Below are 25,449 nucleotides of genomic sequence, written 5' to 3' on the forward strand. Positions count from 1 at the left end.
CGCTGCCGCGTTAGCGGCCGCCGGCGCGATTCCCACCGTTCGATTTCGATGATTGCCAGCCAGACTGGAGGTCCCCATGGCAGCCTCCAAGCTTCGATTGCGCCCCTGGCAGCGACGTGCGCTGGACCGGTACCTCGACTCCGAGGAGCCGGACTTTCTGGCTGTCGCCACTCCGGGCGCAGGCAAGACCACGTTTGCGCTCACGGCGGCCCGGATGACGCTGCCGTCGTTGGAGGGGCGGCTGGTGATCGTGGCACCGACCCGGCACCTCAAGGAACAGTGGGCCGACGCCGCCGAGCGGTTCGGACTGATGCTCGACACCGAGTGGAATCCATCGGGCGGTTTGCCGTCGGACGTGCACGGTGTCGTCACCACCTACCAACAGGTGGGAAGCGCGGCCATGGCGTTCCGTACGCTCGCCGACGGTGGGTTCGTGATCCTCGACGAGATCCACCACGCCGGCGACGAACGGGCCTGGGGCGACGGCGTGCGGGTGGCGTTCAGCGGCGCAGCGAAGCGGATGGCACTGTCCGGCACACCGTTTCGCAGCGACACTCGGTCGATCCCGTTCGTCCGCTACGAGTGGGATCAAGTCGTTCCCGACATCGAGTACGGCTATGGCGACGCGCTCGAAGACGGCCGGGTCGTGCGGCCCGTCTTCTTCCCGCGGTTCGGTGGGCACATGGAGTGGGTCGCTCCCGACGGTGCCGAGCTGTCGGCGAGCTTCGACGACGAACTGGCGCGCACCCTGGCGAACCAACGACTCCGGGCGGCGCTGTCCCTCCAGGGAGAGTGGCTGCCCGCGGTGATCGGTCATGCGCACGAGCAGCTGACCAAGATCCGCAACTCGCACGAGAACGCCGGTGGTCTCGTGATCGCGATGGACCAGGAGCACGCCCATGCCATCGCGTCGTTGCTCCGCCGTCGCTATGGCGTCCAGCCCATCGTCGCCGTCTCCGACGACCCGCAGGCATCGGCCAAGATCACCCAGTTCTCCAACAGCACCAGCGAGTGGATCGTTGCCGTGCGGATGGTGTCCGAGGGTGTCGACATCCCACGGCTGCGAGTCGCCGTCTTCGCAACGACGACCACGACCGAACTGTTCTTCCGTCAGGCCGTCGGCCGCATCGTGCGCTGGACGCGAGGCGCCGGCCGCCAACGGGCCTACCTCTTCATGCCCGACGATCCCCGTCTGCGTCACTACGGCCAGTCGATCGCCGAGGCCCGTCGCCACCTGCTTCGCAAGAAGGAAGACGACGACGCGAGCGAGTTCGAGAACGCCGAACTCGACGAGGTGTCCGAGGAGCCGGCCGAGGAGCAGCTCTCGCTCTTCGCCGTCCTCTCATCGACCGTCGGTGATGTCGGTCACGGCGAGGACATCTTCGACGACAGCGCCGACGACGGTGAAGATGATCATGACCACGACGACCACGAGGGCGAGCCGGACCAGCCGGAACTGTTCATCGATCTCCAGCGACTCCCGCCGCCCGGACCTGGCCCGATGGTGCTGGTGTCACGGAAGGATCGTGAGCGTTTGCGCGAGCAAAACGTCGACATCGTGAAGGAACTCGTGGCGCTCACCGGCAAGACGCACGCCATCGTCAACGCCGAACTCAACCGGCTGTCGGGCGTCGAACGGGTGTCATCGGCGACGGCCATCCAGCTCTCCAAGCGGGCAAAGGCCGGCCAGGAACTGCTGGCCAAGGAGCACAAGCGCCAGCGCATGTCCCGCTTCGTGTAGGACCAACCGCCGACGCCGGGCCTAGCATCGCGCGCTGTGGAGCTTCGGTTCAGTGGCGAGATCATCGAATGGCGGGGACCGGCACCCCATCACTTCGTGGTGCTACCGGAGGAGCAGAGCGCCGTTGTCGAGTCGGTGTCGGCGCTCGTCACCTATGGCTGGGGAGCGATTCCCGTGAAGGCGCGGATCGGGTCGACCGACTTCACGACTTCCCTCTTTCCTCGCGGCGACGCCTACTTCCTCCCGATCAAGGTGGCGGTGCGCCGCGCCGAGGGCGTCGACCTCGGCGACTCGGTCGAGGTCGTGATGCACCTCGACGCCTGAGCACGAACTCCCGGCTCGCCAACCCGGCGAAACCCAACGCTCGGCTGTCCGACCCACTTCTGGGCTCGGGAGCCGAGAGTTGTAGAACGGTGGGCTTGGGAGCCGAGAGTTGAGGCGATTTCGCGAGCGAGATCAATCGGGTGCGGCGACCGGGGTGGCGATTTCGAGGAGGATGCCGTTGGCGTCGCGGACGTAGGCGACGGTCTGCCCCCACGGCTTGTCGGCGGTTGCGGTGTAGCGAGTGGCGCCGTGGGCGAGGGCTCGCTCGACGGTGGCGTCGACCTCGTCGGTGATGAGCGTGATCGAGGCACCGACGGGAGGATCGCTCGGTCGAAGTGGGGTGAAGCCGCCCGCCTTGTCGAGGTTGGTGCCCGCCAATTCGTTGGCGGCGAAGGACAGGGTCGTCTCGCCGGTGATGAGCTCGCCGTAGTCGCCGTCGGGCGAGACGAAGCGTTGCGGGATGTCGAACGCGGCGGTGAAGAAGTCGAGCGTCGCGGCAACGTCGTCGACGTAGAAGATCGTGTAGCCGAACTGGGCAGTCATGGTCGTGGTCTCCGATCGGTGGTGTCAGCGTCAACCTACGAGGTCGCTGCGACATCGGTATGTCGGATATTCGCCGAAAATCTTGACGAGGGTTGGCGACACGGCTGAGGTGTTGGCCATGCATCGGTTGGAACGGCTGTACGCCATCAACGAGGCCGTTCGTCGCTCGCCACCACCGGTCAGCGCAGCACGACTTGCCGAGGAGTTCGGGGTGTCTCGCCGCACGATCGAGCGCGATCTCGGGGCGCTGCGCTCGGCCGGGGTGCCGCTCTACGCCGAGCACGGCCGCAATGGTGGTCAACGATCGGTCGCGGCACCCGATCGTGTGGTGGTCACCTTGTCGGTGGCAGAGGTGTCGTCGTTGTTGATAGCGCTCGCCGCCGGTGGTCCCGACCTCCCCTTCAGCGACGCCGGTCGGACCGCCACGGCCCGGTTGCTCGACGGCCTCCCCGACGCCACCCGGGTCGGGGTCGAGCACCTCCGATCGAGGGTGCGCACCCGACCGGATCCCGACGCCCGGCCCAGGGTCCGAGTTCGGCGAACGCTCGAGCAAGGGGTGAGGCGCTCGTTGGTCGTCAACCTCGACTACTGCGACCGTAACGGCGAGACCACGACTCGGTCGGTCGACGGTGCCGGGTTCCTGCACGCCCCCGATGGCTGGTATCTGGTCGGCTGGTGCCACCTCCGACAAGCCGGACGCATGTTCCGTCTTGACCGGATCACCTCGGCCCGCCTCACCAAGCGAGCGGCCATCGAGCACGACCTCGATGACACCCTGGGCTGGGTGCCGTTCGCCGTCGCACCGCCCTGATTGCGCCCGCTCAGTCCTGAGGACGGCGGCATCGAATGAACGCCTGCGGTGTCGTCTCATGATCGAGTTCGGGGGCTCGCTCCCGCTGGCTGCCCACGTCGAGACCGGCCGCTTCGAGTGTGTCGGCAACGCTGTCGATCGCGTGGTGATACCGCACGAGTGTTGCCCCGGACCCGTAGGCGTCGGGGCGCGCCACCTGCTCGTCGGGCCCTGACTGGAAGGCGATCAGCGCGTGACCACCTGGCTGCAGCACTCGACGGAGTTCGATCCACGCATGGCTGAGCTGGTCGGGCGGCGTGTGGATGATCGAGTACCAGTAGACGGCGGCGGCCAGCGAGCGGTCCTCGACGCCGAGGTTGTCCAGGGTGCCGATATCGAAGCTCAGGCCTGGATGGGCGGAGCGGGCGGCGTCGATCATCGCCGAGGACAGATCGACCCCGGCCATGTCGAGCCCCCGACGGGCCAGATAGGCCGTGATCCGGCCGGGTCCGCAGCCCACGTCGAGCACTGCGCCTCCACCGCTCGCTCGGACGTCGCTTGCGAACGAGTCGAGCATCGACTGGTCGAACGCGGTCTCGAAGCGCGACGAGAGTTCGGTGCCGAGGTGTTCGACGTAGAGCGACGCCGAGTGGTCGTAGGCCCGTCGAGTCGACGTGATGTGGTCGGGTTCGGCCATCGCCCGAGTATGGGCCATGCGCTGGCGGTGCTGCGGCGCTTTACGCCGATCGTCGCCCGCGTTTAGGTTGCGGGGCGACTCGATGCCCTGGGGGAAATATGGCCAGTCCACAGTTCGACAAGTTCCTGGGTCTGCTTCGGAAGCGTCCGCACACCACCGAGGTCGACGTCGCGGCGATGCGAGCGTTCCAGGATTCGGTCGGTGGGAAGTTCCCTGACGGCGTGACCGGTACGCCCGTCGATGCGGGCGGCCGACCGGCCGAATGGATCGAGACCGCCGATGCCGACACGAGTCGAGCTGTCCTCTATCTGCATGGCGGTGGCTACGTGGCCGGCTCGATCGACTCGCATCGCAATCTCACGGGCCATCTGGCGCAGGCCGCCGGTTGTCGTGTGCTTGCCCTCGACTACCGCCTCGCTCCCGAGCATCCCCATCCGGCGCAGGTCGACGACGCCGTTGCCGCCTTCCGGTGGATGGTTGGCCAGGGCTTGGCAGCCGACAACGTCGCCATCGCCGGTGACTCGGCCGGTGGTGGCCTCACCGCTGCGACCGCGTTGGCTCTGCGCGATGCCGGTGACGACCTGCCGGGCGCGATCGTCTGCATCTCACCCTGGGTCGACATGGAGTTCACCGGCGAGTCCATGACCACTCGAGCCGACGCGGACCCGATGGTGAGTCCCGGTTCCATTGCGCCGATGGCGGGCATGTTCCTCGGTGAGCACGGCGATCCGCACGATCCGCTGGCGGCACCGCTGCACGCCGACCTTGCCGGCCTGCCGCCCACACTGATCCACGTGGGCGACGCCGAGGTGTTGCTCGATGACTCGACCCGTCTGGCCGCCAAGGCCGAAGCGGCGGGCGTCGATGTCACCCTCGAGGTTTGGCCCGAGATGGTGCACGTCTGGCACGCCTCGGCCGGCTACGTGCCCGAGTCCGACGCCGCCATCGGCGCGATCGCCGACTTCCTGCGGCAACGCCTGGGCTACTGACGCAGCCCGCCGGCTCGCATCGCTCGGTGCCACTTGGCTCGCGTCGCTCGGTCACCTGGCTCGCATCGCTCGGTCACTTGGCTCGCATCGCTCGGTCACTTGGCTCGCATCGCTCGGTCACCTGGCTCGCATCGCTCGGTGCCCCGTGACAGGCTCTCGCCATGACGAACATCTCGACCGACACCTCCGGCGTCAGCAGCACCGGCCAGCCCTTCCGCTCGTGGACCATCGGCGATCTGCGGGTGACCGAGGTCGTCGAGCTGGCGAGCACGTCGGCGATCCACTTCATCATCCCCGAGGCCACCGCCGACAACCTACTGACCATCCCCTGGGCCCAGCCGCACTATGTCAACGAGGAGGGTCGGGCTCGCATGACGATCCGTGCGCTGATCATCGAGAACGGCGACACGAAGATCCTCGTCGATACCTGCCTGGGCAACGACAAGGAACGCAGCGTGCCGGTCTGGTCGATGCGCTCTGGGCCGTTCCTCGAGGATCTCGCGGCGGCCGGCTTCCCGCCCGACTCGATCGACTACGTGCTGTGCACCCACCTCCACGTCGACCACGTCGGCTGGAACACCCGGCTGGTCGACGGCGAGTTCGTGCCGACCTTCCCCAACGCCCGCTACCTGTTCGGTGAGATCGAATGGGCGCACTGGTCGGCAAGTGAGGACAGCGACGACGTCGTGCTGATGGGCGATTCCGTGCGGCCGATCTTCGACGCCGGCCTGGTCGATCTCGTGGCGACCGACCACGTGCTGATGCCCGAAGTGACGCTCGAACCGACACCGGGTCACACGCCTGGCCACGTGAGTGTGCGCCTGCGATCGGCCGGTGCCGAGGCCGTCATCACCGGTGACTTGTCGCATCATCCGTGCCAGCTGGCGCACCCGGACTGGAGCAGCAGTGCTGATGTCGACCGGGTCCAGTCCGAGGCCACGCGGCGAGCGTTCTTCGCCGACAACGCCGACCGTGATGTCCTCGTCCTCGGCACCCACTGGGAGCCGTGCGCCAACCGACTCTTCGTCGACGACGCCGACGCGCTGACCTACCGACCGGAGCCGTTCACCGGGTGATGCTCGGCGAGGAAGGCCATCATCCGATCCCAGGCCAGCTCGGCCGCAGCGGGATCGAAGGTGTCGCCCGACTCGAAGAACCAGTGCTGGGTATCGGGGTAGAGGTGGAAGTCGGTGTCGTTGTCGCCGAGTCGGATGAACGCCTCGGTGGTGACTCGGTCCTCTTCTGACACCAGGTGGTCGTCGTCGGCGAAGTGGCCCTGGAACGTCGCGTCGGCCTGATCGAAGTCGATCGACTGGGCCCGTAGAACGTGACGACGGTCTTGACCACGTCGGGTGCCCGCGCCGCCAGCCAGAACGCCATCGACGCACCCATCGAGAAACCGACGACGGCGATGGGCTGGTCTTCGCCGGCAGCAGCGCGCTGGAGGACTCCCGTCGATGCGAGGACCAGGCCGGACAGGTTGTTCGGCTCGACCGTGGCGAGGACGGCCTCACCCTCGGTCGCGGTGGCAGGAGTCTCGCCGCCCAGCAGGTCGGGAGCCAGTACCGTGTACCCCTCGTCGGCCAAGCGTCGACAGAAGTCCCGCACCCAGTTGTTGAGCCCCCACCACGAATGCAGTACCAGAATTCCCGGACCGGGCTGGCCACCAACGGGCCCGACGAAAAATGCCTCTCCTGCGGGTTGCGCCATACGCACCGACCCTATCGGTGCACGCCGACCGCCTCCGCAGTTCGTACCCTGGTGCGCGTGAGAGGACCGCTGCACCTGCTGCGCACCACCTGGGACTTCGTCGTCGACGTCGCCAAGCAGTGGTACTACGGCGGTCTTGGCGACCTTGCGGCCGGGGTCACGTTCTGGATTCTGCTCACCCTCCCCGCTGCCGTCCTCGCCCTGGTCTCTGGTCTCGGTTGGATCGGTTCGATCCTCGGCACCGGCCTCAAGGACGACGTCGAGACCGGTGCGGTCGACTTCGCTGCTCGCCTCCTGGGCTCCAACGTGTCGTCGGTCGAGTCGGCGATTCGTGACCTGTTCGTCGAACAGAACTCGGGCCTGCTCACCATCTCGCTGCTGTTGGCGTTGTGGACCATCAGCCGGGGCTTCGCCGGTCTGCTCCGAGCGCTCGACGGCGTCTACGACGTCGAGGACGGACGGGCCTGGTATTACACCCGCGTGGTGGCCCTCGTGCTGGGGCTCGGCACGTTGGTGATCATCGCCGCGATCGCTCTGCTCGAAGTCTTCGTGTGGTCGCGCTATGAGTTCCCGATGGAGGCCACCATCCGGGCGTCGGTCTCGGTCTTCATCTTGTTGCTCTGGGCCGTGTTGATCTACCACTTCGGCCCGTCGGTACGAACCAAATGGCATTGGGACCTCCCGGGGCGCTCGTCGCCGGCTCGATGTGGTGGATGCTGACCATCGGCTTCGGCATCTACGTCGATGTCACCTCGGGAGGCAACGAGGCGGCGGCGGCCATCGGTGCCTTCATCCTGGCCCTGACCTGGGTGTGGCTGGCCGCCCAGGTGCTGCTCATCGGTGCCGCCGTGAACTCCTCCTCGGGAGCCGCCTCGGGATCAACCGAGCCAAGCGAGACTGGCGGATCAATGAGCGCATCTTCCGTACCGGCGAGATGAAGCGAGTCGACATCGAGGCGAACCCGACGCCACCACCCGACACGATCCTCGGCCCCTGGTCCGACACCGACTGACCGAAGCGCCGGAAACTGTCGACACTCGAGCCCAAACCCAGCAACTGTCGAGACTCAAGCCCGGAATCGGGCTTCAGTCCCAACAGTTCACCGGTCTGGGCTCGAACGGTCGACAGTTCAGGCCACCGCCACTGGTGTGAGCGCCACCTCGAGCACGTCGTCGATGGTCGTGGCGAGATGGATGTCGAGGGCTTCGCGCACCTCACTCGGCACCTCATCGAGGTCGGGGCCGTTGGCGACCGGCAGGATCACCGTTCGGATGCCGGCCCGGTGAGCAGCCAGCACCTTCTGCTTGACGCCGCCGATCGGCAGCACCCGCCCTTGCAGGGTGACCTCGCCGGTCATGGCGACATCCCCCCGGACCGGGCGGTCGAGCAACAGGCTCATGAGTGCCGTGGTCATCGTGATGCCCGCCGACGGTCCGTCCTTGGGCACGGCACCGGCCGGGAAGTGGACGTGCAGGCGCCGATCGTCGGGGAACTCGGCCCCGAACGCCGGTGCCCGGACCGACGCCAGGGAGCGAGCGAGCGACGCCGACTCCTTCATGACATCGCCGAGCTGACCGGTCAGGACCGGCTCGCCGTTGCCCGGGACCAGCGCCGCCTCGACGAAGAGCACGTCGCCGCCCGCTCCGGTCACGGCAAGCCCGGTGGCGATCCCGGGCCGATCGATGCGGTCGACGGCCTTCTCCTGGATCGGCGGCCGGCCGAGGAGATCGTGGAGGTCGTCGACATCAACCGTGATCGGACCGGAGCCGTCAGCCGGCTCATGTCCCACCTCGTCGGCATCGCGTGTCGCGATGGTGGTCGCCGACTTGCGGAGTGCCTTGTCGAGCAGGCGTTCGAGCTGACGAACGCCGGCTTCTCGCGTGTAGTCACCGGCGATTTGCCGAATCGCTGCCTCGGTGAACGTGACTTCGCCCGCATCGAGCCCGTTCGACTCGACCAGGCGAGGGATCAGGTGGTCGCTGGCGATGGCGGCCTTCTCGGACTCGGTGTAGCCCTCGATCGAGATGATCTCCATGCGGTCCAACAGCGGGCCGGGGATGGTGTCGAGCACGTTGGCTGTCGCAATGAACACGACGTCGGAGAGGTCGAGCTCGAACTCGAGGTAGTGATCGCGGAAGGAGTGATTCTGAGCCGGGTCGAGCACCTCGAGCAGGGCTGCCGACGGGTCGCCGCGGTGGTCGGAACCGACCTTGTCGACCTCATCGAGGAGCACCACGGGGTTCATGGTGCCGGCCTCGGTGAGTGCCCTGACGAGGCGTCCGGGCCGTGCTCCGACGTAGGTTCGGCGGTGGCCCCGAATCTCTGCTTCGTCGTGCACACCGCCGAGGGCGAGGCGCACGAACTCACGGTCGAGAGCGCGAGCGATCGAGGATCCGAGCGAGGTCTTGCCGACACCCGGGGGGCCGACAAGGCTGAGGATGACGCCACCCGGGCGTCGCGGATCCGGGCGTGCGGCGGCGGATTCGTCGTCGTTGCTTGCCGCTCCTTCAGCCGCTGCGGCACGGGCGTCGGCCCGATCGGCGCGCAGCTTGCGGACGGCGAGGTATTCGATGAGTCGGTCCTTCACGTCGTCGAGTCCGGTGTGGTCGGCGTCGAGGATCGATCGCGCTGCGCCCAGGTCGAGGTGTTCGACGCTGCGTGAGGCCCACGGCAGATCGAACACGGTGTCGAGCCAGGTGCGAATCCAGTTGGCTTCGGTGGATTCGCCACCACTGCGCTCGAGCTTGGCGATTTCGAACGCGATCGCTTCCGCCACCTTGTCGGCGACGTGGCCGTTTGCGACCAACTCCTCCAGCTGTGCTCGGTAGTCGGTGCCCGAGCTGTCGTCGGTCTCACCCAGCTCGCTGCGGATCGCGGCTAGTTGACGACGAAGGATGGCGTCGCGCTGGGCCTTGTCGAGGTCTTCGGACACCTCGTTGTTGATGCGGTTGCGAACCTCGATCTCGGCCAGCGCCTGCTTGACGATGCTCGTGGCGAGGCGAAGACGCTCAGCCACATCAACGGTCTCCAGCAGCTGCACCCGTTGGTCGAGCGCGAGATCGGGCCAGTAGCCGACCGAGTCGGCCAGCGTGCCCGGATCGGTGATGCCTCGCAGTGCTCCGGCCATCCGCTTGCCGCCCACCCGGTCGAGCAGATTGCTGGCGGCCGCTCGATACTCGGTCACGAGGTCGGTGAGCACTTCGGCGTCGGCCGTGGTGGTGTCGTCGAGCGTTTCGGCTTCGACCCACAGGCCACCGGTCGTGCCGATGATGCCGGTGCCGATTCGCACCCGCTGGTGCGAGCGGATGGTGAGCGCCGGAACGCCGTTCGGGAGTGCACCGCGATCCTCGATGGTCGCGAGCACGCCGATACGGGCGTAGCGGTGGCCGCCGTTCGGTGCGTCGAGCCGAGGGACGAGCAGGAGACGTTCGTCGACCGTCGCTGCTGCGGCGTCGAGCGCCTCGTCGGACTGGAGAGCGATGGTGACGACCATGTCGGGCAGCACCACTCCGTCGGGTAGCGGCATGACGGGCAGGGTCAACACCTCTGGGCGGTCGAGTTCAGGGCTGTCGAGCTCGGGGCGGTCGAGTTCGGTGTTGTCGAGATCGGCGTCGGGGGAGAGATCTTCGGGGGAACGGGTCGTCACGGTGGACTCCTTGCGGTGAGCGCCAGCCGTCGGTTTCCGACCGGCCACTTGCCTTGCGCGTACTAGCGGAATTACATGATTACATGTAAGCTCCGAAACGCCAGCGCGGGGCGGGCTATTCCCGGGTCGCCCCGACAGATGTCACACACCGGCACGCATCGCTCGACGGGCGGCCGGCCCCGACCCCCGAAGCGAAGCGAGAAGCCCATGGCCGAGCGACCCACGATCACCCTCGACGACCTGGCGGCGTGGTTCGCCGGTCGCACGCCCGATGACTGGTTCGACGGCGCGATCACCGTGCGAGCCGATCGAGACGAGATCATCGTCACCGGTCGTCTCCCGCTGCCGAGCGCCAGCCCCGAGGGAGCGGAAGCGGGGGCGATCGCGGCGCAGTCTCGCATCGCAGCCTTCCGTGAGGAGACCCGACTCGACCGCATGAAGATCGCCGACGCAGCCCAGCAGCGCTTCCAGCGGCACGTGTCGTGGGAGGCGGCCTGCGGGGAGGTGCAGACGCTGTTCACCAACGCCTCGATCCCGGTGATGACTCGGTTGCGCTTCGACGAGCGTCAAGTGCTCGACACGCTCATCGACTCTGGCGTCGCTCGGAGCCGCTCCGAGGCCCTGGCCTGGTGCGTGAGCCAGGTCGCCACCCATCAGTCGGAGTGGATCGACCGCCTCCGCGAGGCCATGTCCGAAGTCGAACGCATCCGCCAACAGGGCCCCACCTGAGGGTCGTCCCGAACCCGCCCGTTCTGTGCGTCATTCTCACCGCCCCACCCGTTCTGTGCGTCATTCGCGTCGGCTGCGGGAAGTGTGACGCACAGTTCGGAATTCGCGAGGAGTCTGACGCACAGAATGGCCGCATCGGGCCGTCCTGGTGGTGCAGACTGGGACGATGGGGTCCGACGAGCGAGACGACGAGCCGGCGGCAGGCCCGGAGGCCTACCTGGCCGACTCGGTCCTCGTCGTCGGTGACGCCGGGATGGCCTCGGCGACGTCGCTGGCCAAGCTCGGCTACGACGTCCGCCTGGCCCAGCTGGCACCCGATGAGACACTCGAGATCGTGTGGCGCAGCGACGAGCGCGGCGTCACGATCGAGCTCGACGACCACGCCGTCGAACACGCCGACCTCGTCTATGTGGCCGAGGAGGTCGCCAAGTTCGTGCGGGTGGTCAAGGTCGCTCGCCAGATCGGGGCTGCGGTCGTCTGGTCGCCGTTCGCCGACCACGACAACACCCATCGAGCCATCGTCGAAGGCGCCGGCCTGGTCTTCGTCTCGGGCGTCGACATCGTCGTGGTCGCCCGCCGTCACCTCCGCAACGCCGGTCTCCAACGTCTCGAGCTCGTCGATGCGCAGTTGTTGGCCCACGACCGCTGGAACGAGATCAGCGACCTTGTTGCTGCGTGCGAGGACCGGAGCGAGGCTCGACAGCGACTCATCGACGAGATCGGGTGCAGCGAGGTCGGCGCCGACGTGGTACTCGACGCCAGGCTGAGCCGCCGCACCCGCCTGGCACGGCAGGATCTCGAAGCAGAACGTTCGGCGTTGATCGAATCCCTCGGCTTCGACCCGTCGGCATGACTCTCGATCCCGATCTCGCTGCGCTCGAACATGCGAGCGAGCGCTTCGCCGACGCCGTTCGCACGATCGATCTCGGCGACTGGCAACGTCCCACGCCGTGTGAGGAGTGGGACGTGCAGGCGCTGGTCGATCACGTGGTCGGCGGCAACTGGTTCACCACATTGATCCTCGGAGGCCACGCGGCGGATGAGGCGATGCAGCAGACGATGGCCCGTTTCGGCGATGGCAGCGCCGATGTCGGCCAAGCCGTCGAGTCGACGGTCGAGCAGCGGTCGGCCTTCGGGCAACCTCACGCATTCGAGCAGACGTGGCACCACGTCGCAGGCGAACTCACCGGGCGCCAGATCATCAGGTTGCGGTTGCACGACCTCATCGCCCACACCTGGGATCTCGAGACGGCACTGGGTCGCGATGCCGGCATTCCGGCGCCACTGGTCCGCTGGGGACTCGACGAACTGGCACGGCCGGACTCACTGACGGCCCGCTTCTTCGCCCCGCCGGCGCTCGACTCGATCCTGCGCGGTGCCACGAACTCGGCGTCGTCCACGGCCGCCATCGAGTACCTTCTCCTGCTCGGCCGGGTCGACGACTCCGGTACGTGAAGCCCGTTTGCGGCACCGTCGTAGAGGAGTCGGACAGTGCAGGTGTGGGCCGGGGGCATCTCCGATACGTGAGCGCCGTTCACGGCGTCGTCGTGATGGAGTTCCGGCCCGAACTCAGGATGCGTGGAGACGGTCGTAGCGGGGGACGTCGATCCAGGCGCCGGTGTCGAGGGCGAACGCCCGGGCAGCATCGGTCATGAGATTGGTGGCGCCGTCTCGGGCCTTGGTCGACGACACATCGTGGAAGTCCTCGTGTACCACGAGGAGGTGCTGCTCAGGCACCACGATCGGTGGTCTCGGGGCGATGGCGAGCTCCGGTAGTCGAGCGATGGCGGCATCACGCTCGATCGTCGAGTCCGAGTACCACACGGGGTCGTTGATCTGCTCCCACTTGTCGGCCCCGAGGATCAACACGTCGTGACCCTCGGCGATGTCGACCAAGAGCTGTCGATCGGTGACGGCGACGTCGAGCCAGTCGATGTCGGCGACGGACTCGGCGACGATGGCCAGGCGGTGCTCGAAGCGAGGATGCTCGACGTGTTCCTTCGCCAGCGCTCGCTGACTGAGCACGAGCAGCACGTGATCGAGGTTTCGCTGCCGGCGGGCGGCCTCGGCGATCGCAAGATGCGCCACGGTCGGTGGGTTGAACGATCCCGGGTAGACCCCGGTCCGGCGTGTGCTCATCGGTCGTTGCCCATCGTTCAACTTTGCCTCATCGAGGCGGCAGCGCCGGCATCTGGGGTGCGTTGAGCCATTCCTCGACGAGTTGGGTCGGCGTGTCACCGGCGAGTTCCTGCACCAGATCGAGGAAGTCCGACGTCGAGGCGACGCTGCCGCTGTGGCGCTCGACCCAGGTCTGCAGGATCTCGAAGAAGACGTCGTCGCCGACGGTTCGTCGCAGCGCCTCGAGCGTGAATCCGCCCCGGACGTACACGTTCTCGTCGAAGAGATTCGGCGCAGCGAGATCAACGAGGGGGCCGAGATTCGGGCTCGGTCCAACCCAAGGATCGACGCCCGACTGCTCGACCCAGTAGTACTCGGACCAGGTCGCAAAGCCCTCGTTCAGCCAGATGTCGCCCCACGTCGCGACCGACACCGCGTCGCCGAACCACTGGTGGCTGAGTTCGTGGGCCATCACCCGATCGGTGAACTCGTCGGGAACGAAGACGCCCATGAACTGGGCGTCGTAGATGCTGAGCGTCTGGTTCTCGAGCGCAGCGAACCCGAGGTTGGACTCGACGACAGCCGAGCCGTGGCTGTCGAACGGGTAGGGACCGAAGCGCTGCGCAAAGAGTTCGAGCATCGGCCGCTGGCGCGCCAGAATCGGACCGAGCCGGTCGCCCTGTCCAGCGGGGACCACGTGGCGGACCTGGGTCTCACCGATGGGAGGTTCCTCGATCAGCTCGAACTCGCCGGTGACGACCGACGCGAGGTAGGTCGCCATCGGGTCGGCCATCTGCCACACCCAGGTCGAGGTGCCGTCGCCGTTGTCGACGGTGTCGGCCAGCACTCCTGACGCGACGGCGACTTCGTCGGACGGGACGGTGACGCGGAACTCGAACGTCGCCTTGTCGGTCGGGTGATCGTTGCACGGGAACCAGGTGGCGGCACCGGTCGGTTCGGCCACCACGAACGTTCCTGCGGGCTCGGTGTACCAGCCGAGTGCCGCCGGACCGGCGGGGTCGTCGATGGGGACCGGGTTGCCGTGGTACTCGACGACCACGATCACCTCGGTCGCGGGGGCGAGGTCGGCAGCGGGATCGATGCTGAGCTCGCGGCCGCTGTGTTCGAAGTTCGTCGGCTCACCGGCGACGGTCACGGTGTCGACATCGAGCCCGATCAGGTCGAGGTTGAACGTATCGAGTGGCTGTGTCGGGACGATCGTGAGGGAGGCGACGCCGCTCACAGTCGGCCGCTCGACCCGGAGGTCGAGCTGATAGTCGAGCACGTCGTACCCGCCATTGCCGACGCCAGGGAACAGCGGATCGCCCGCACTGTCGGCGCCGCTGACGCCACTGCCCTGACCGCTGCCGTCGCCATCGGTGGCGGCGCCGGTGTCCTCAGGCGTGGTGTCGTCGGGCGTCGCGGTCTCGGTGGTCGTCGGATCTGACGACGTCGATGTCGTGACGGCCTCGCTCGACAGATCCCCGGTGCCCGAGGTCGACGAGGTTGAGCTGCAGCCCGCAGCGACGAGCGCCGCAACCGTCAGCGAGGTGAGGAACGGGAGCGCAGTCACCTGCCGCCGGGTCGACATCGAATCAGTTCAGCACATCGATCGACGCATCGGTGGCCGGCTCCACCACGAGCGCACCGATGGCAGCGATCGCCACCAGTGCCGCCACGGCTGCAGCGAGCATCAGTGCGCCCCAGCCAGCATTGTCGAACAGCGCAATACCGATCGGGCTACCGGCCGCTCGCATGACGGTCGAGCTGCCGAGCGCCAAGCCCAGCATCTTGGCCCGCGACACCGGGTCGAGCTCGGCCAGGAGCGGCAGCGTCGAGACGAACGCGAACTCGAAGCCGAGGAAGGCGACCGCGAGGTTGGCCAGGCCGAGCGCGAGTGGCGGCGAGGGATTCGCAACGAACAGCACGCAGGCCAACAGCATCAGCGTGAGCCCGCCGAGCACCGCACGGCGCTTGCCCAGCGCGTCGGTGAACGTCGCAGTGGCGGTGGAGGCGATGGCCTCGATGACGCCGATCGAGATGACGGCGAGCCCGATCTGGGTGGCGTCCAGTCCGTAGGCGTCGTCGAGCCACAGGCCGTGCCCCACGATAAGGAACTGCGACGCCAGCGTCATGGCGTTGAACCCGATCAGCGCGCCGATCGCCGTGCGATCGAAGGCCAGTCTCACGTTCTCGACCGGCACGTGAGCGACCGAGGTGCCGTGCAGTCGATTGATCGCCAGCATCGGCGCCAGCCCGGCGAGGCCGAGCAGCGCCGGCGCCGCCTGCCATCCGAACTGGTCGATGAGGACACCGCACAACGGGAGCCCGACGAGTGCTGCGGCCGCCCATGCCAGCTCGACCAGTCCACTGGCGCGGGCCCGCCGTTCGTAGGCAACGACGTCTCCGACCCAGGTGTTCATGCCGACGTCGAAGGCGATCTTGCCGATGCCCGACACGATCATGCCGATGATGAACCCCGTCGCTCCAGCGGTTGCGACGAAGTAGCTGAGGGTTGCGAGCGTCGCCCCGATCCCCATGACTCGCACGGTGCCGGACCGCTGGGCGAACGACCCGACGGCCGGTGCCGCGGCCCCGCTCAGGTCACGGAGTGCGAGCACCGCTCCGAGCTGACCGTTCGACAGCCCCGTGCCGCGGGCGATGGCATCGAGGAAGCTGTAGGCGAATCGCACGCCGGTGTTGGAGATGAACCGGAACAGCAGCAGCCAGCGCATCGGTGCACGCAGTTCGGCTCGGAAGTCGCCGAGTGGATCGAGTCTGGCCATGAGCCTGCCGTTCTATCCCGGATCGACCACGACGGCGCATCGTGTCCCGGCGGACGGCCGGTAGGTTGTCGCCGACCTATGACGAGCAGCGACGCCAACGAGCCCGGAGACGCCGTCGAACAGGCCGTGGAGGCAGCGTTGAGCCGAGTCCTCGGTGCCCTGCATCCGCCGTTCGAGATCGACGGTCTCACCGCTCGTGCGATGTATGAACCCGAGCCGGAACACCGTGGCAATCCGGGCTGGCTCCACGGCGGCAATGCGGCGACGCTCCTCGACCACATCTGTGCTCGCGCCGCTGCCAACGCGCTCGGCACCCGGGTGGTGACCGGCACGCTCGACCTCCGCTACCGCCAACCCGTTCCGTTGGCCGGCGGGCCGTACGTGCTCGAGGCGACGGCCGAGCCGTCACGGCGCCGGACCGTCAGGGTGGCCGGCGCCCTCCGCCGCAGCGACGGAACGCCACTGGTCGAGGCGAAGGCGCTGTTCGTCACCCTGCCCGACTGAGGCGAGGTCAGGCTCGCATCAGTTCATCGAGCAGGTCGATGCCGAGCGAGCCGAGCGACAGCACCTTGGCGTGCCACGCCTTGAGATCGAAGTCGGGCGCTGCCGACATCTCCTCGCGAAGGTCGAGCAAGAAGCGTTCGCCGAGCTTGTAGGAGATGGCCTGCCCCGGCCAGCCAAGGTAGCGGACCATCTCGGACTCGGCGTTGGTGGGTTCGAGGTGGACGACATCGGTGAGCATCTCGAGACCGAGGTCGAAGTCCCAGGTTTCGCCGGCGTGGTCGAAGACGGCCGCGGCGCCGGTGGTGACGGAGCTGTCGGGGATCGTGAGGCCGAGGTGGCAGCCGATGTCGATCACAATGCGGGCCGAGCGGAAGATCTGCGACGTGAGGAGACCGAGCTCGTACTCGGGGCGCTCGAGGAAACCGAGTTCGCCCATCAGGTGCTCGGCGTAGAGCGCCCATCCCTCGCCGGAACCCGGATACCAGACGAGGAGCCGGTGCAGGCGGCTGAGCGCATCGCCCATCGCCATCTGCCAGCCGACCTGGAGGTGATGGCCCGGAAACCCCTCGTGGTAGGCCGTGGTCACCTCTTCGTAGAGCGGGAAGACCGTGCGTCCGGCCGGGGGATACATGACGCGACCGGCGCGGCTGAAGTCCTCCGACGGGGCGAGGTAGTGGGCGGCGGTCGCACCGCCGGGCGGTGCCATCCGGACCTCGACCGTCTTGATTTCGGCAGGGACGTCGAAGTGGCTGCCGTCGAGCGCAGCAACGGCAGCGTCCTGGCGTTCCTGCATGATGGCAACGAAGGCGTCGGCGTCGGGGGCGACCAGCTCCGGGTCCTCGATGACTCGAGCCAGGACGTCGTCGACGGTCGCCGTCGGGTCGATCTGCCGAGCCACCTCGGCCCGGCGTGCGATGAGGCGAGCGAGTTCGTCCCAGCCCCACTCGTAGGTGGCGATCGGATCGACCACGGTGCCGAGCTTCGGGGTGGCAGAGGCGAGCCAGGCCTCGCGCCCAACGCCGTCGATGTCGCGAGCGGCGGGCAGGTAGGTGGATTCGAACCAGTCTGTCATGGCGCCGTAGGCACGGCGGGCCGAGTCGATCCCGGCGGCGAGGCGTCGAGCGAGCGCGTCGACCGCTGGATCGTCGCGATCGAGTTCGGCATCGTCGAACGCGGCCTGCAGCAGGAAGAACGACGACGTCTCGCCTTCGGTGACCCTGCCCTGTTCGATCGCAGTGAGCACCTGGCGGCGTGCAACGACGTCGCCCGCCTCGAGTCCGACGGTCAGTGAGGCTCGGTAGCCGGCCAGCGGATGCTCGATCGTCTCGAGCCGAGCGACCACGCTCGTCCACTCGTCGAGGGAGTCGACCGGCATCAACTCGAAGATCTCGCGGATGTTCTGCCACGGCGAGTCGATGTTGTTGAGATCGCGTCGCCACAGTTCGGAATCGATCGCAGCGATCTCGTTGCGCATCTCGGTCGCCAGCACCCGTTGGGCAACGACGCTTCGGTGGTCGTCGACCGGAGCGGACTCCGCAGCGGCAAGGATCTCCTCAAGCAGCAGACGACGTGCCGCCACGCCCGCCGGTGAGAAGTCGGACCAACGGTGGTCTCGTCCTGGCAGGCCGACGTGGGTCGCCAGCATCGGATCGTGATCGGCCAGGAGTTCGACGGCGTCGCTCGAGAGGCGGAAGATGTCGTTGGCAGGTGCGTCGCTCATCGTTCAGCAGTATCGGGCCAGGCGAAGGCGATCGCCAACGCCGACCCGAGTGCACCGCCGGTCGATGACAGCACCAGATCGCCGATCGTGTCGCCGTAGGTCAAACCGAGGCCGGCCGTCCCCATCTTCTGGACGAGCCACTCGGCCGCTTCCCACCAGATGATCGCCAGACCACCGAATCCCCAACCGAGTGACCAGGCGTTCAATCTGCCGACGCCGGTACGGGCAATCGCGAGCGTGACGCCTCCCATCAGCAGCACCCAGTTGCAGAAGTGGAGCACGTCGTCGGTGACGTCGTAGTTGTTGTAGAAGTTGAGCACGTTGCCGAGGGTGTCCATGAGGAACGGCGCAACGACGAGTGCGTCCACGAGGTACGGGTAGGGCGGGTTCGAACCCCGCAGCTTCCAGACGAGCGGGACGACGATGAGCGGGAGGAGGTAGAACGGCGCACGGAACGCCATGCCCTTGCCGGCGAACTGCTCCCAATCGGGAAACGACACGCTGATGGCGATAGCGAGGACCAGTCCGACGCGGACGGCCCAGAGGATGATGCGTTCCATTCGGTTCCTGTCGGCCGGTCTCCCCACGCTTTCAACTGGGAGCTTCGCGCACCCGATGGCCTAGATTGGGGACATGCCTGAGTATCGCTCGCGAACCACCACCCACGGCCGCAACATGGCTGGAGCCCGAGCCCTGTGGCGGGCAACGGGAATGACCGACGAGGACTTCGACAAACCGATCATCGCGATCGCCAACTCGTTCACCCAGTTCGTTCCGGGCCACGTGCACCTGAAGGACCTCGGGCAACTGGTGGCGAGGGAAGTCGAGCGAGCCGGCGGTGTGGCCAAGGAGTTCAACACCATCGCGGTCGACGACGGCATCGCGATGGGACACGGCGGCATGCTCTACAGCCTCCCGAGCCGTGATCTCATTGCCGACTCGGTCGAGTACATGGTGAACGCCCACTGCGCCGACGCGCTGGTGTGCATCTCGAACTGCGACAAGATCACCCCCGGCATGCTCAACGCCGCATTGCGCCTGAACATCCCGGTGATCTTCGTCTCTGGCGGTCCCATGGAGGCAGGCAAGACCCGGTTGGCCGGCAACGAAGTGCGCGTCGACCTGATCTCGGCCATGACCATCGCCGGCAACCAGCAGGCCGACATGGCCGATGTCGAAGCGGTCGAGCGCTCGGCTTGTCCAACGTGTGGCTCGTGTTCGGGCATGTTCACCGCCAACTCGATGAACTGTCTCACCGAGGCGCTCGGCCTGTCGCTCCCAGGCAACGGCTCCACGCTTGCCACCCACGCCGATCGCGAGCAGCTGTTCCTCGAGGCCGGGCGCCGGATCGTCGATCTCGCCCGTCGGCACTACGAGAAGGACGACGATTCGGTCCTGCCTCGCAATGTCGCATCGCCGACCGCGTTCGAGAACGCCATGGTCCTCGACATCGCGATGGGCGGCTCCACCAACACCGTGCTGCACATCCTCGCCGCCGCGCAGGAGGCTGGCCACGACTTCACGATGGCGCACATCGACGCCATCAGCCGCCGGGTGCCGAACATCTGCAAGGTGGCACCCTCGGTCGACACCTACCACATGGAAGACGTCCACCGAGCGGGCGGCATCCCTGGCATTCTCGGTGAGCTCGACCGTGCTGGACTGATCGATGCTTCCGTGCCGACGGTGCACTCCGAGTCGATGGGCGCCGCCCTCGACGAGTGGGACATCATGCGAGACTCGGCGACCGCCGAAGCCAAGCGGCTGTTCAGCGCCGGCCCCGCCGGCATCCCCACCCAGGTTGCGTTCAGCCAGGCAACCCGCTGGCCGTCGCTCGACACCGATCGAGCAGGGGGCTGCATCCGCTCCGTCGAACACGCCTACACGTCCGAGGGTGGGCTGGCCGTCCTCTACGGCAACATCGCCGTCGACGGCTGCATCGTGAAGACCGCCGGTGTCGCCGAGGAGAACTTCGTCTTCTCCGGCCCGGCACGGGTCTATGAGAGCCAGGACGACGCGGTCGAGGGAATCCTCGGCGAAGAGGTCGTGGCCGGCGAATGTGTGATCGTCCGCTACGAGGGTCCGAAGGGTGGCCCGGGCATGCAGGAGATGCTGTACCCGACCACCTACATCAAGAGTCGCGGCCTCGGCACCCAGTGTGCGTTGCTGACCGACGGCCGGTTCTCGGGTGGTACGTCGGGATTGTCCATCGGGCACGCTTCACCCGAGGCCGCCGCCGGTGGGGCGATCGGTCTGGTCGAGAACGGCGACATCATCGACATCGACATTCCGAACCGCTCGATCAATCTGCGGGTCGACGACGCCGAGCTCGCTCGTCGGCGAGTGGCCGAGGAGTCACGGGGCGCCGAGGCGTGGACGCCTCGCAACCGCGACCGGGTCGTCAGCCAGGCGCTGCGGGCGTACGCCGCCATGACCACGTCGGCCGACCGAGGCGCAGTGCGCGACCTCTCACAGCTTCGCTGACGCTCGGCCCAGCCGGTCCTCTGGCCGAAAGTGCCTGAACAGGGGTAATTCCTCCCGACTGGGTGAAGTCGCTGATGCCGAGGATCGGCACCCGGCGTATCTGTGGAGACGTGAGCTTCCCGTCTCCCTCCGCTGCGATGCCCCGACGATGCCGGGCGACGGCGCGTCGCGGTCTCGCCGCAACGCTGTTCTTGCTCGGCGCCGCCTCGTGCTCGCGGCTGCCGACCAACGAGGTGGCGGCCGACGGCGGTGTGACCACCACCTATGTGACGACACCCCCGACCTCGGCACCACGGACGACCGCACCGACGACGACAGCGCTGGATTCGGCCAAGACGACGGTGCCAGATACGACCCTGGCACCGACGACGACGGAGGCGCCGGCGACCACCCAGCCGCCAACCACTGAGCCGCCCACCACCGCTGCCCCGACCACGGTGGCTCCGACGACGGCTGCCCCGACCACGGCCGCTCCGACGACTGCGGCGCCGACCACCGTGCCACCCACGACCGTCACCCCGACGACCGTCGCGCCGACGACGGCAGCCCCGACGACAGCGGCACCCGAAGGCGACGAACTCGAAGAACTTCCGTACACCGGTCCGAGCGAAGCGGTCCTCTTCGCCCTCATCGGCTTGACCATGATCGTGGCCGGTCGCTCTGTGCTCGACCTGACCGGTGTGCTCGCCCGGGTCAACCGAGTCGGCGAGAACCTCCCGCCCCGCTGACGTCGGTCACGTCGCGAGTCTGCCGCCTACAGGCAGAATGCGCCGTCGGAGCCTCGCTGGCAGAGTGAGGTGGCCTCGATGGTCTTGATCGCCGAGGTGTCGCCTTCGTTCATGATGAACACGTGGAGGCGGTCACCACGGACGGCATCGTCGGCATAGCCGAGGACGTCGATCGTCACCTCGTCGAGATCACCCGTGTGGGGACCATCGACGATGGTGACGGTCATCGGTGGGCCCTCCTGCTCGGCACCGTAGGCAACCAGCACCTGCTGGAGCTCAGCGATCACCTCGTCACTCGACGCACCGGTTGGCAACTCGCCCAGCAGATCGGTGAACTCGTTGGTGGCATCGCGGGTGCCGCCGGTCGGAGCAAGGAACGATGCGTTGGCCCACCCGATGCCGGCGGCGGTTTCGACCTCGTACCAGATCGAGGTGCCCAGATCCCGCTTCCGGTTGGTGAGGGTCGCATCGCCGGTGGGATCGAGTTCGGTGACGATCGCTGATGACGGGTCGGGTAGCTGCCGCACGTTGAGCACGTCGTCGGCGGCGACGCCGACCACCGCCACGGAGGAACCTTCGGCCGGTCCGAAGTCGAACGACACCCCCGGCAGCTCCGACTCGGCGACGCTCGTTGCGGTCGGCGCAGCGGTGGTGGAGGTGGTCGTCGTCGACTCGGGTGCGGTGGTCGTGGTCGTCGACGCGGTGGTCTGGGTCACCGAGGTCGATGTCGTCTCCGACGCGTCGGTGTCAGAACCACCGCAGGCGCTCGCGACCAGCGCAAGCACAACAGTGGCGGCGGCCAGGCCGCGGTTCGAGACCAGGCTGCGTGCGGGAACATGTGGGTGCGAACGGGTCATGTGGCCTCAGACGATCGAGCGGGGCAATCGGTTCCAGCTTGCCATCGAGCAGCACCGGAACTTCGTCGGTCGGCCGCATTTCGTTCAGCTGCGCTTCACTTCGGTTTGCGACGATGTGTCCATGGGCAGCCCGGACATCGTCTCGCACTCGCACGGTGGTGTGGATCTCGAAGCGCCTGGTCCGGCACGTGTCGATGACCGAGGAAGCGGTCGAGTAGGCGAGCCGCGTCATGTCTTCGTCGGTGGCCTGCACCGCTCGGGAACCTCGATGGTGACGCGCATGTTGGCGTCTGCCGACGGCGCGACGGGTCTGGTCGGCACCGGCTTCATGGAGGACGAGGGGCACTACCTCCACGAGGTCGTGCCATCGGTTCGCGAGTTCGGCGGCCCAGGAAGGTTTGCGTTCGATGATCGGTCACATCTCACCGCTCCAGTGACCGACGTCGATGAGACGCGCGCACAACTGATCGCGGCGTGGCGTCCGTATTGGGGCGACGTCGACGCCGGGGTGCGAGTCGAGAAGTCGCCGCAGAACCTCCTCCAGTCGCGCTTCCTGCAGGCGGTCTTCCCTGACGCTGCCTTCGTGATGGTGATCCGCCACCCGGCGGCCGTTGCCCTCGCCACCCGCAAGTGGACGGGGATGGGGCCGTCCGGCGCTCGCCGATTCATGCCGAAGCGGACCCTGCACACGCTGATCGAGCACTGGATCGTCGCTCACGAGCGGTTCGCCGCCGATCGTCCATTCCTCCAGAACGTGACCGTGGTGCGGTTCGAAGACGTGGTTGCCGATCCCTCGATCGTGTCCGAGAACCTCCTCGCTCACCTCGGCTTGTCGCCTCGAACGAATGGCGAGCGGCCGCCGGCTGCACTCGACCCGACCTACCGGCACCAGTGGCGCCGTTGGCTCTCCAGCCCGATCGGTCGACGCGCCAGCGACACCTGGCTTGCCGAGCTGGCACCGTTCTTCGCGCAGTGGGGCTACTCGATCGACGACGACTTCTGATCGCTCGTCGGCCGACTGGCGGTCACGACTGCTTCGAGCGCCATTCGGCCAAGCTCGGCGCCTCGGCGGCGATCGAGGTGGAGTCGCCATGGCCGGTGTGGACCGTGGTGTGCTCGGGCAGGGTGAAGAGCCGTCCTTCGATCGAGTCGAGGATCAGGTCGTAGCTCGAGAAGCTGCGCCCGGTGGCGCCCGGGCCGCCGTTGAAGAGCGTGTCGCCACTGAAGACGATGCCGTCCTCGGGAAGGTGGAGGCAGCAACCACCGGGGGAGTGCCCGGGGGTGTGGAGGACCGTCAGCTGGCTGCCACCCACGTCGATCTTGGCGAAGTCGGCCAGTGCATCGTCGACGCGCCGGTCGGGATACACCACCTCCCACAGCATCGTGTCGTCCGGGTGCATGAGGATGGGGGCGCCGGTCTCGTCGGCCAGTTCCGCGGCGGCGTTGATGTGGTCGTTGTGACCGTGCGTGCACACGATGGCCTTCAGCTTGCGCCCGCCGAGACCCTCGAGGATCGCCCGGTGGTCATGAGCAGCGTCGATCACGATCGCTTCGGCGTCGTCGCCGATGATCCAGACGTTGTTGTCGACGTCGAAGTCCTGACCGTCGAGCGAGAAGATGCCGGAGGTGATGATGCGATCGATGCGAGCCATCCGGAGAGTCTAGACATCCCACGGTTGGTTGGTGTCAAGCGGCGAGGGCTTGGCGGTGGGACCAGGCGGTGTGCTCGTCGTAGGGGGTGTGGTGGCGGAGGCAGCCGTGCAGGATCCCGACGAGCCGGTTCCCAAGTGCTCGCAGGGCTTGGTTGTGGGTGTCGCCTCGTTCTCGTCGTTGGTCGTAGAACGCTCGGGCGCCGGGGCTGGCGGTGAGCGCGGCGAACGCCCACAGGTAGCAGGCATCGGCGAGGTGCCGGTTCCGGGCGTAGCGGGCCAACACGACATGGTGTTTGCCCGACGCGCGGGTGATGGGCGAGGTTCCGGCGTAGTTCTTGCGAGACTTGGCATCGTGATAGCGGTTCGGGTCGTCCCCGAACTCTGCGAGCACCCGGGCGCCGAGCGTCATCCCCAGTCCTGGCAGGGAACGGATGATCTTGGTGTCCGGGTGCTGCTCAAAACGGTCAGCCAGCTGGGTTTCGAGACCGGCGATCTGGGTGTTGAGCTCGCCGATCACGCCGACCAACGCGGCAACGACGCTGCCCATCGCCGCGGCGATCTGATCGGGTGCGGCGAGTTGTTCGCTCCGCAACGCGGTTTGGATCTCTCCGGCTCGTTGGTCGAGGCGTCGTTGCCGGCCGCCTCGACGCAGGGCGGATCGGATCTTGGAGATCGACAACTGGCGACCCAGGGCTGGTGTCGACGCGATCGCGAGCACGGCGAGCGCGTCGCTGTGGGCCAGATCACCGAAGGCTTCCAGGGCGGAGGGATAGAACTCGCGCAGGGTGGAGCGGAGCTGGTTGGTTTGGCGTTGCCGGGTCCAGATCATCGATTGATGGGCTCGAGTCAACACTTTGATCGAGTTGACCAGGTCGCTGTCGCCGGCGACCCGTCGATGATTGTGGGCGTCGGTGCGGGCCAGATCGGCGAGGACTTTGGCGTCGCCGGGGTCAGACTTCGCGCCCGAGGTCGAATGGCGTTCCCGATACCGCGAAGTCGACATCGGGTTCACCGCCAGCACGGTGTAGCCCGCAGCGATCAACGAACCGATGAACAGGCCCCGGTCGGTTTCGGTCGCGATGATCACATCAGCGGGGTCATCGACCCGGTCGCCGACCATCGCGTGGAACCGGGCGACACCCTCCACGCTGTCAGGGACACGGCCGCCCTCGACACGGCGGCCGGTGTCGTCCTCGAACAACAGGTCGTGATGGGCTTCGGCCCAGTCGTGGCCTACGAACAGTGGCGCCATCGGCATCACCTCAGATCAGGGAACGATGAAGAGCCCGAAGCGGCCAGCGACTCCCTAATGGTTCAGTGCTCGAAGCACGTCATCCCACCAGCCATCAAGGCCTCTCCTCCGACTGCCCGGCGCACGATCTAGACCTAGGGTTCAACACCCAGGACCGACGAGTGCTGACCGGTCAGCGG

General features: G+C 67.3%; 24 protein-coding genes and 1 pseudogene. 13 read left to right on the forward strand and 12 right to left on the reverse strand.

The window, feature by feature from the left end:
- Window positions 1-76: 76 nt before the first annotated feature.
- Both R2733_13515 and R2733_13520 read left to right on the forward strand, forming a co-directional pair.
- On the forward strand, window positions 77-1,741 hold the full coding sequence (locus R2733_13515; GenBank protein ID MEZ5377519.1) for a DEAD/DEAH box helicase: 1,665 nt from the start codon (window positions 77-79) through the stop codon (window positions 1,739-1,741).
- 36 nt (window positions 1,742-1,777) lie between these two features.
- On the forward strand, window positions 1,778-2,065 hold the full coding sequence (locus R2733_13520; protein ID MEZ5377520.1) for a DUF1905 domain-containing protein: 288 nt from the start codon (window positions 1,778-1,780) through the stop codon (window positions 2,063-2,065).
- A gap of 132 nt (window positions 2,066-2,197) precedes the next feature.
- On the opposite strand, the gene R2733_13525 is transcribed toward R2733_13520, so the two are convergent.
- Window positions 2,198-2,608 carry a VOC family protein gene (locus tag R2733_13525; protein MEZ5377521.1) on the reverse strand — a complete coding sequence of 137 codons (411 nt, stop codon included), beginning with the start codon at window positions 2,606-2,608 and terminating at the stop codon, window positions 2,198-2,200.
- A gap of 118 nt (window positions 2,609-2,726) precedes the next feature.
- On the opposite strand from R2733_13525, the gene R2733_13530 reads away from it, so the two are divergent.
- The gene (locus tag R2733_13530) at window positions 2,727-3,419 is read left to right on the forward strand and encodes an HTH domain-containing protein (GenBank protein MEZ5377522.1); all 693 of its coding nucleotides are present in this window, start codon (window positions 2,727-2,729) and stop codon (window positions 3,417-3,419) included.
- 10 nt (window positions 3,420-3,429) lie between these two features.
- On the opposite strand, the gene R2733_13535 is transcribed toward R2733_13530, so the two are convergent.
- On the reverse strand, window positions 3,430-4,095 hold the full coding sequence (locus R2733_13535) for a class I SAM-dependent methyltransferase (GenBank protein MEZ5377523.1): 666 nt from the start codon (window positions 4,093-4,095) through the stop codon (window positions 3,430-3,432).
- Between the two features lie 98 nt (window positions 4,096-4,193).
- On the opposite strand from R2733_13535, the gene R2733_13540 reads away from it, so the two are divergent.
- Together R2733_13540 and R2733_13545 are read left to right on the forward strand one after the other, a co-directional pair.
- Entirely contained in the window at window positions 4,194-5,084 is an 891-nt protein-coding gene (locus tag R2733_13540) for an alpha/beta hydrolase (protein MEZ5377524.1), read from the forward strand.
- A 161-nt stretch (window positions 5,085-5,245) separates the two neighbouring features.
- Window positions 5,246-6,160, forward strand: a complete 915-nt coding sequence (locus tag R2733_13545; GenBank protein MEZ5377525.1) for an MBL fold metallo-hydrolase — start codon at window positions 5,246-5,248, stop codon at window positions 6,158-6,160.
- On the opposite strand, the gene R2733_13550 is transcribed toward R2733_13545, so the two are convergent.
- Window positions 6,133-6,543, reverse strand: coding sequence for a dienelactone hydrolase family protein (locus tag R2733_13550; protein ID MEZ5377526.1), 411 nt, complete (start codon window positions 6,541-6,543; stop codon window positions 6,133-6,135). The genes R2733_13545 and R2733_13550 overlap by 28 nt on opposite strands.
- Window positions 6,544-6,716: 173 nt before the next feature.
- Here R2733_13550 and R2733_13555 point away from each other — a divergent pair.
- Window positions 6,717-7,732: pseudogene (locus R2733_13555) on the forward strand (YihY/virulence factor BrkB family protein).
- A 191-nt stretch (window positions 7,733-7,923) separates the two neighbouring features.
- On the opposite strand, the gene lon reads toward R2733_13555, so the two are convergent.
- A complete protein-coding gene (lon, locus tag R2733_13560) occupies window positions 7,924-10,440 on the reverse strand; it encodes an endopeptidase La (GenBank protein ID MEZ5377527.1) in 2,517 nt (838 codons plus the stop codon).
- A gap of 207 nt (window positions 10,441-10,647) precedes the next feature.
- On the opposite strand from lon, the gene R2733_13565 reads away from it, so the two are divergent.
- The 3 genes from R2733_13565 to R2733_13575 all read left to right on the forward strand — a co-directional run bounded on the left by R2733_13565 (window position 10,648) and on the right by R2733_13575 (window position 12,624).
- The gene (locus R2733_13565) at window positions 10,648-11,169 is read left to right on the forward strand and encodes a hypothetical protein (GenBank protein MEZ5377528.1); all 522 of its coding nucleotides are present in this window, start codon (window positions 10,648-10,650) and stop codon (window positions 11,167-11,169) included.
- A 166-nt stretch (window positions 11,170-11,335) separates the two neighbouring features.
- Window positions 11,336-12,022, forward strand: a complete 687-nt coding sequence (locus R2733_13570; protein ID MEZ5377529.1) for a hypothetical protein — start codon at window positions 11,336-11,338, stop codon at window positions 12,020-12,022.
- Window positions 12,019-12,624, forward strand: coding sequence for a TIGR03086 family metal-binding protein (locus tag R2733_13575; protein MEZ5377530.1), 606 nt, complete (start codon window positions 12,019-12,021; stop codon window positions 12,622-12,624). The genes R2733_13570 and R2733_13575 overlap by 4 nt, the downstream gene beginning before the upstream one ends.
- 114 nt (window positions 12,625-12,738) lie before the next feature.
- On the opposite strand, the gene R2733_13580 is transcribed toward R2733_13575, so the two are convergent.
- From R2733_13580 to R2733_13590, 3 genes are read right to left on the reverse strand one after another with little or no spacing between them, the layout of a single operon-like run.
- Window positions 12,739-13,308: a hypothetical protein gene (locus tag R2733_13580; GenBank protein ID MEZ5377531.1), complete on the reverse strand. Its 570-nt coding sequence runs from the start codon at window positions 13,306-13,308 to the stop codon at window positions 12,739-12,741.
- 28 nt (window positions 13,309-13,336) lie between these two features.
- Window positions 13,337-14,878, reverse strand: a complete 1,542-nt coding sequence (locus R2733_13585) for a M1 family metallopeptidase (protein ID MEZ5377532.1) — start codon at window positions 14,876-14,878, stop codon at window positions 13,337-13,339.
- A 4-nt stretch (window positions 14,879-14,882) separates the two neighbouring features.
- Window positions 14,883-16,073 carry an MFS transporter gene (locus tag R2733_13590; protein ID MEZ5377533.1) on the reverse strand — a complete coding sequence of 397 codons (1,191 nt, stop codon included), beginning with the start codon at window positions 16,071-16,073 and terminating at the stop codon, window positions 14,883-14,885.
- A gap of 78 nt (window positions 16,074-16,151) precedes the next feature.
- On the opposite strand from R2733_13590, the gene R2733_13595 reads away from it, so the two are divergent.
- A complete protein-coding gene (locus R2733_13595; protein MEZ5377534.1) occupies window positions 16,152-16,577 on the forward strand; it encodes a PaaI family thioesterase in 426 nt (141 codons plus the stop codon).
- Between the two features lie 7 nt (window positions 16,578-16,584).
- Here R2733_13595 and R2733_13600 read toward each other — a convergent pair whose 3' ends face one another.
- Window positions 16,585-18,297, reverse strand: coding sequence for a DUF885 domain-containing protein (locus R2733_13600; protein MEZ5377535.1), 1,713 nt, complete (start codon window positions 18,295-18,297; stop codon window positions 16,585-16,587).
- Window positions 18,294-18,857 (reverse strand): hypothetical protein, encoded by a 564-nt coding sequence (locus tag R2733_13605; GenBank protein MEZ5377536.1) that lies wholly within the window; start codon window positions 18,855-18,857, stop codon window positions 18,294-18,296. The genes R2733_13600 and R2733_13605 overlap by 4 nt, the downstream gene beginning before the upstream one ends.
- A gap of 73 nt (window positions 18,858-18,930) precedes the next feature.
- Here R2733_13605 and ilvD point away from each other — a divergent pair, with 73 nt between their 5' ends.
- Together ilvD and R2733_13615 are read left to right on the forward strand one after the other, a co-directional pair.
- The gene (gene ilvD, locus R2733_13610; protein MEZ5377537.1) at window positions 18,931-20,781 is read left to right on the forward strand and encodes a dihydroxy-acid dehydratase; all 1,851 of its coding nucleotides are present in this window, start codon (window positions 18,931-18,933) and stop codon (window positions 20,779-20,781) included.
- A gap of 110 nt (window positions 20,782-20,891) precedes the next feature.
- On the forward strand, window positions 20,892-21,509 hold the full coding sequence (locus R2733_13615) for a hypothetical protein (protein ID MEZ5377538.1): 618 nt from the start codon (window positions 20,892-20,894) through the stop codon (window positions 21,507-21,509).
- 26 nt (window positions 21,510-21,535) lie between these two features.
- On the opposite strand, the gene R2733_13620 is transcribed toward R2733_13615, so the two are convergent.
- Window positions 21,536-22,366: an SH3 domain-containing protein gene (locus R2733_13620; protein MEZ5377539.1), complete on the reverse strand. Its 831-nt coding sequence runs from the start codon at window positions 22,364-22,366 to the stop codon at window positions 21,536-21,538.
- Between the two features lie 121 nt (window positions 22,367-22,487).
- Between R2733_13620 and R2733_13625 the strand changes: the two genes are divergently transcribed.
- Entirely contained in the window at window positions 22,488-23,369 is an 882-nt protein-coding gene (locus R2733_13625) for a sulfotransferase (GenBank protein ID MEZ5377540.1), read from the forward strand.
- A 22-nt stretch (window positions 23,370-23,391) separates the two neighbouring features.
- Here the strand turns inward: R2733_13625 and R2733_13630 are convergent, their stop codons facing one another.
- Both R2733_13630 and R2733_13635 read right to left on the reverse strand, forming a co-directional pair.
- Window positions 23,392-24,018 carry an MBL fold metallo-hydrolase gene (locus R2733_13630; GenBank protein MEZ5377541.1) on the reverse strand — a complete coding sequence of 209 codons (627 nt, stop codon included), beginning with the start codon at window positions 24,016-24,018 and terminating at the stop codon, window positions 23,392-23,394.
- Window positions 24,019-24,052: 34 nt separating this feature from the next.
- Window positions 24,053-25,270 (reverse strand): IS110 family transposase, encoded by a 1,218-nt coding sequence (locus R2733_13635; protein MEZ5377542.1) that lies wholly within the window; start codon window positions 25,268-25,270, stop codon window positions 24,053-24,055.
- Between the last annotated feature and the right edge of the window lie 179 nt (window positions 25,271-25,449).

This window comes from Acidimicrobiales bacterium, assembly GCA_041394265.1.
In the GTDB taxonomy this organism is placed as follows: domain Bacteria; phylum Actinomycetota; class Acidimicrobiia; order Acidimicrobiales; family SZUA-35; genus JBBQUN01.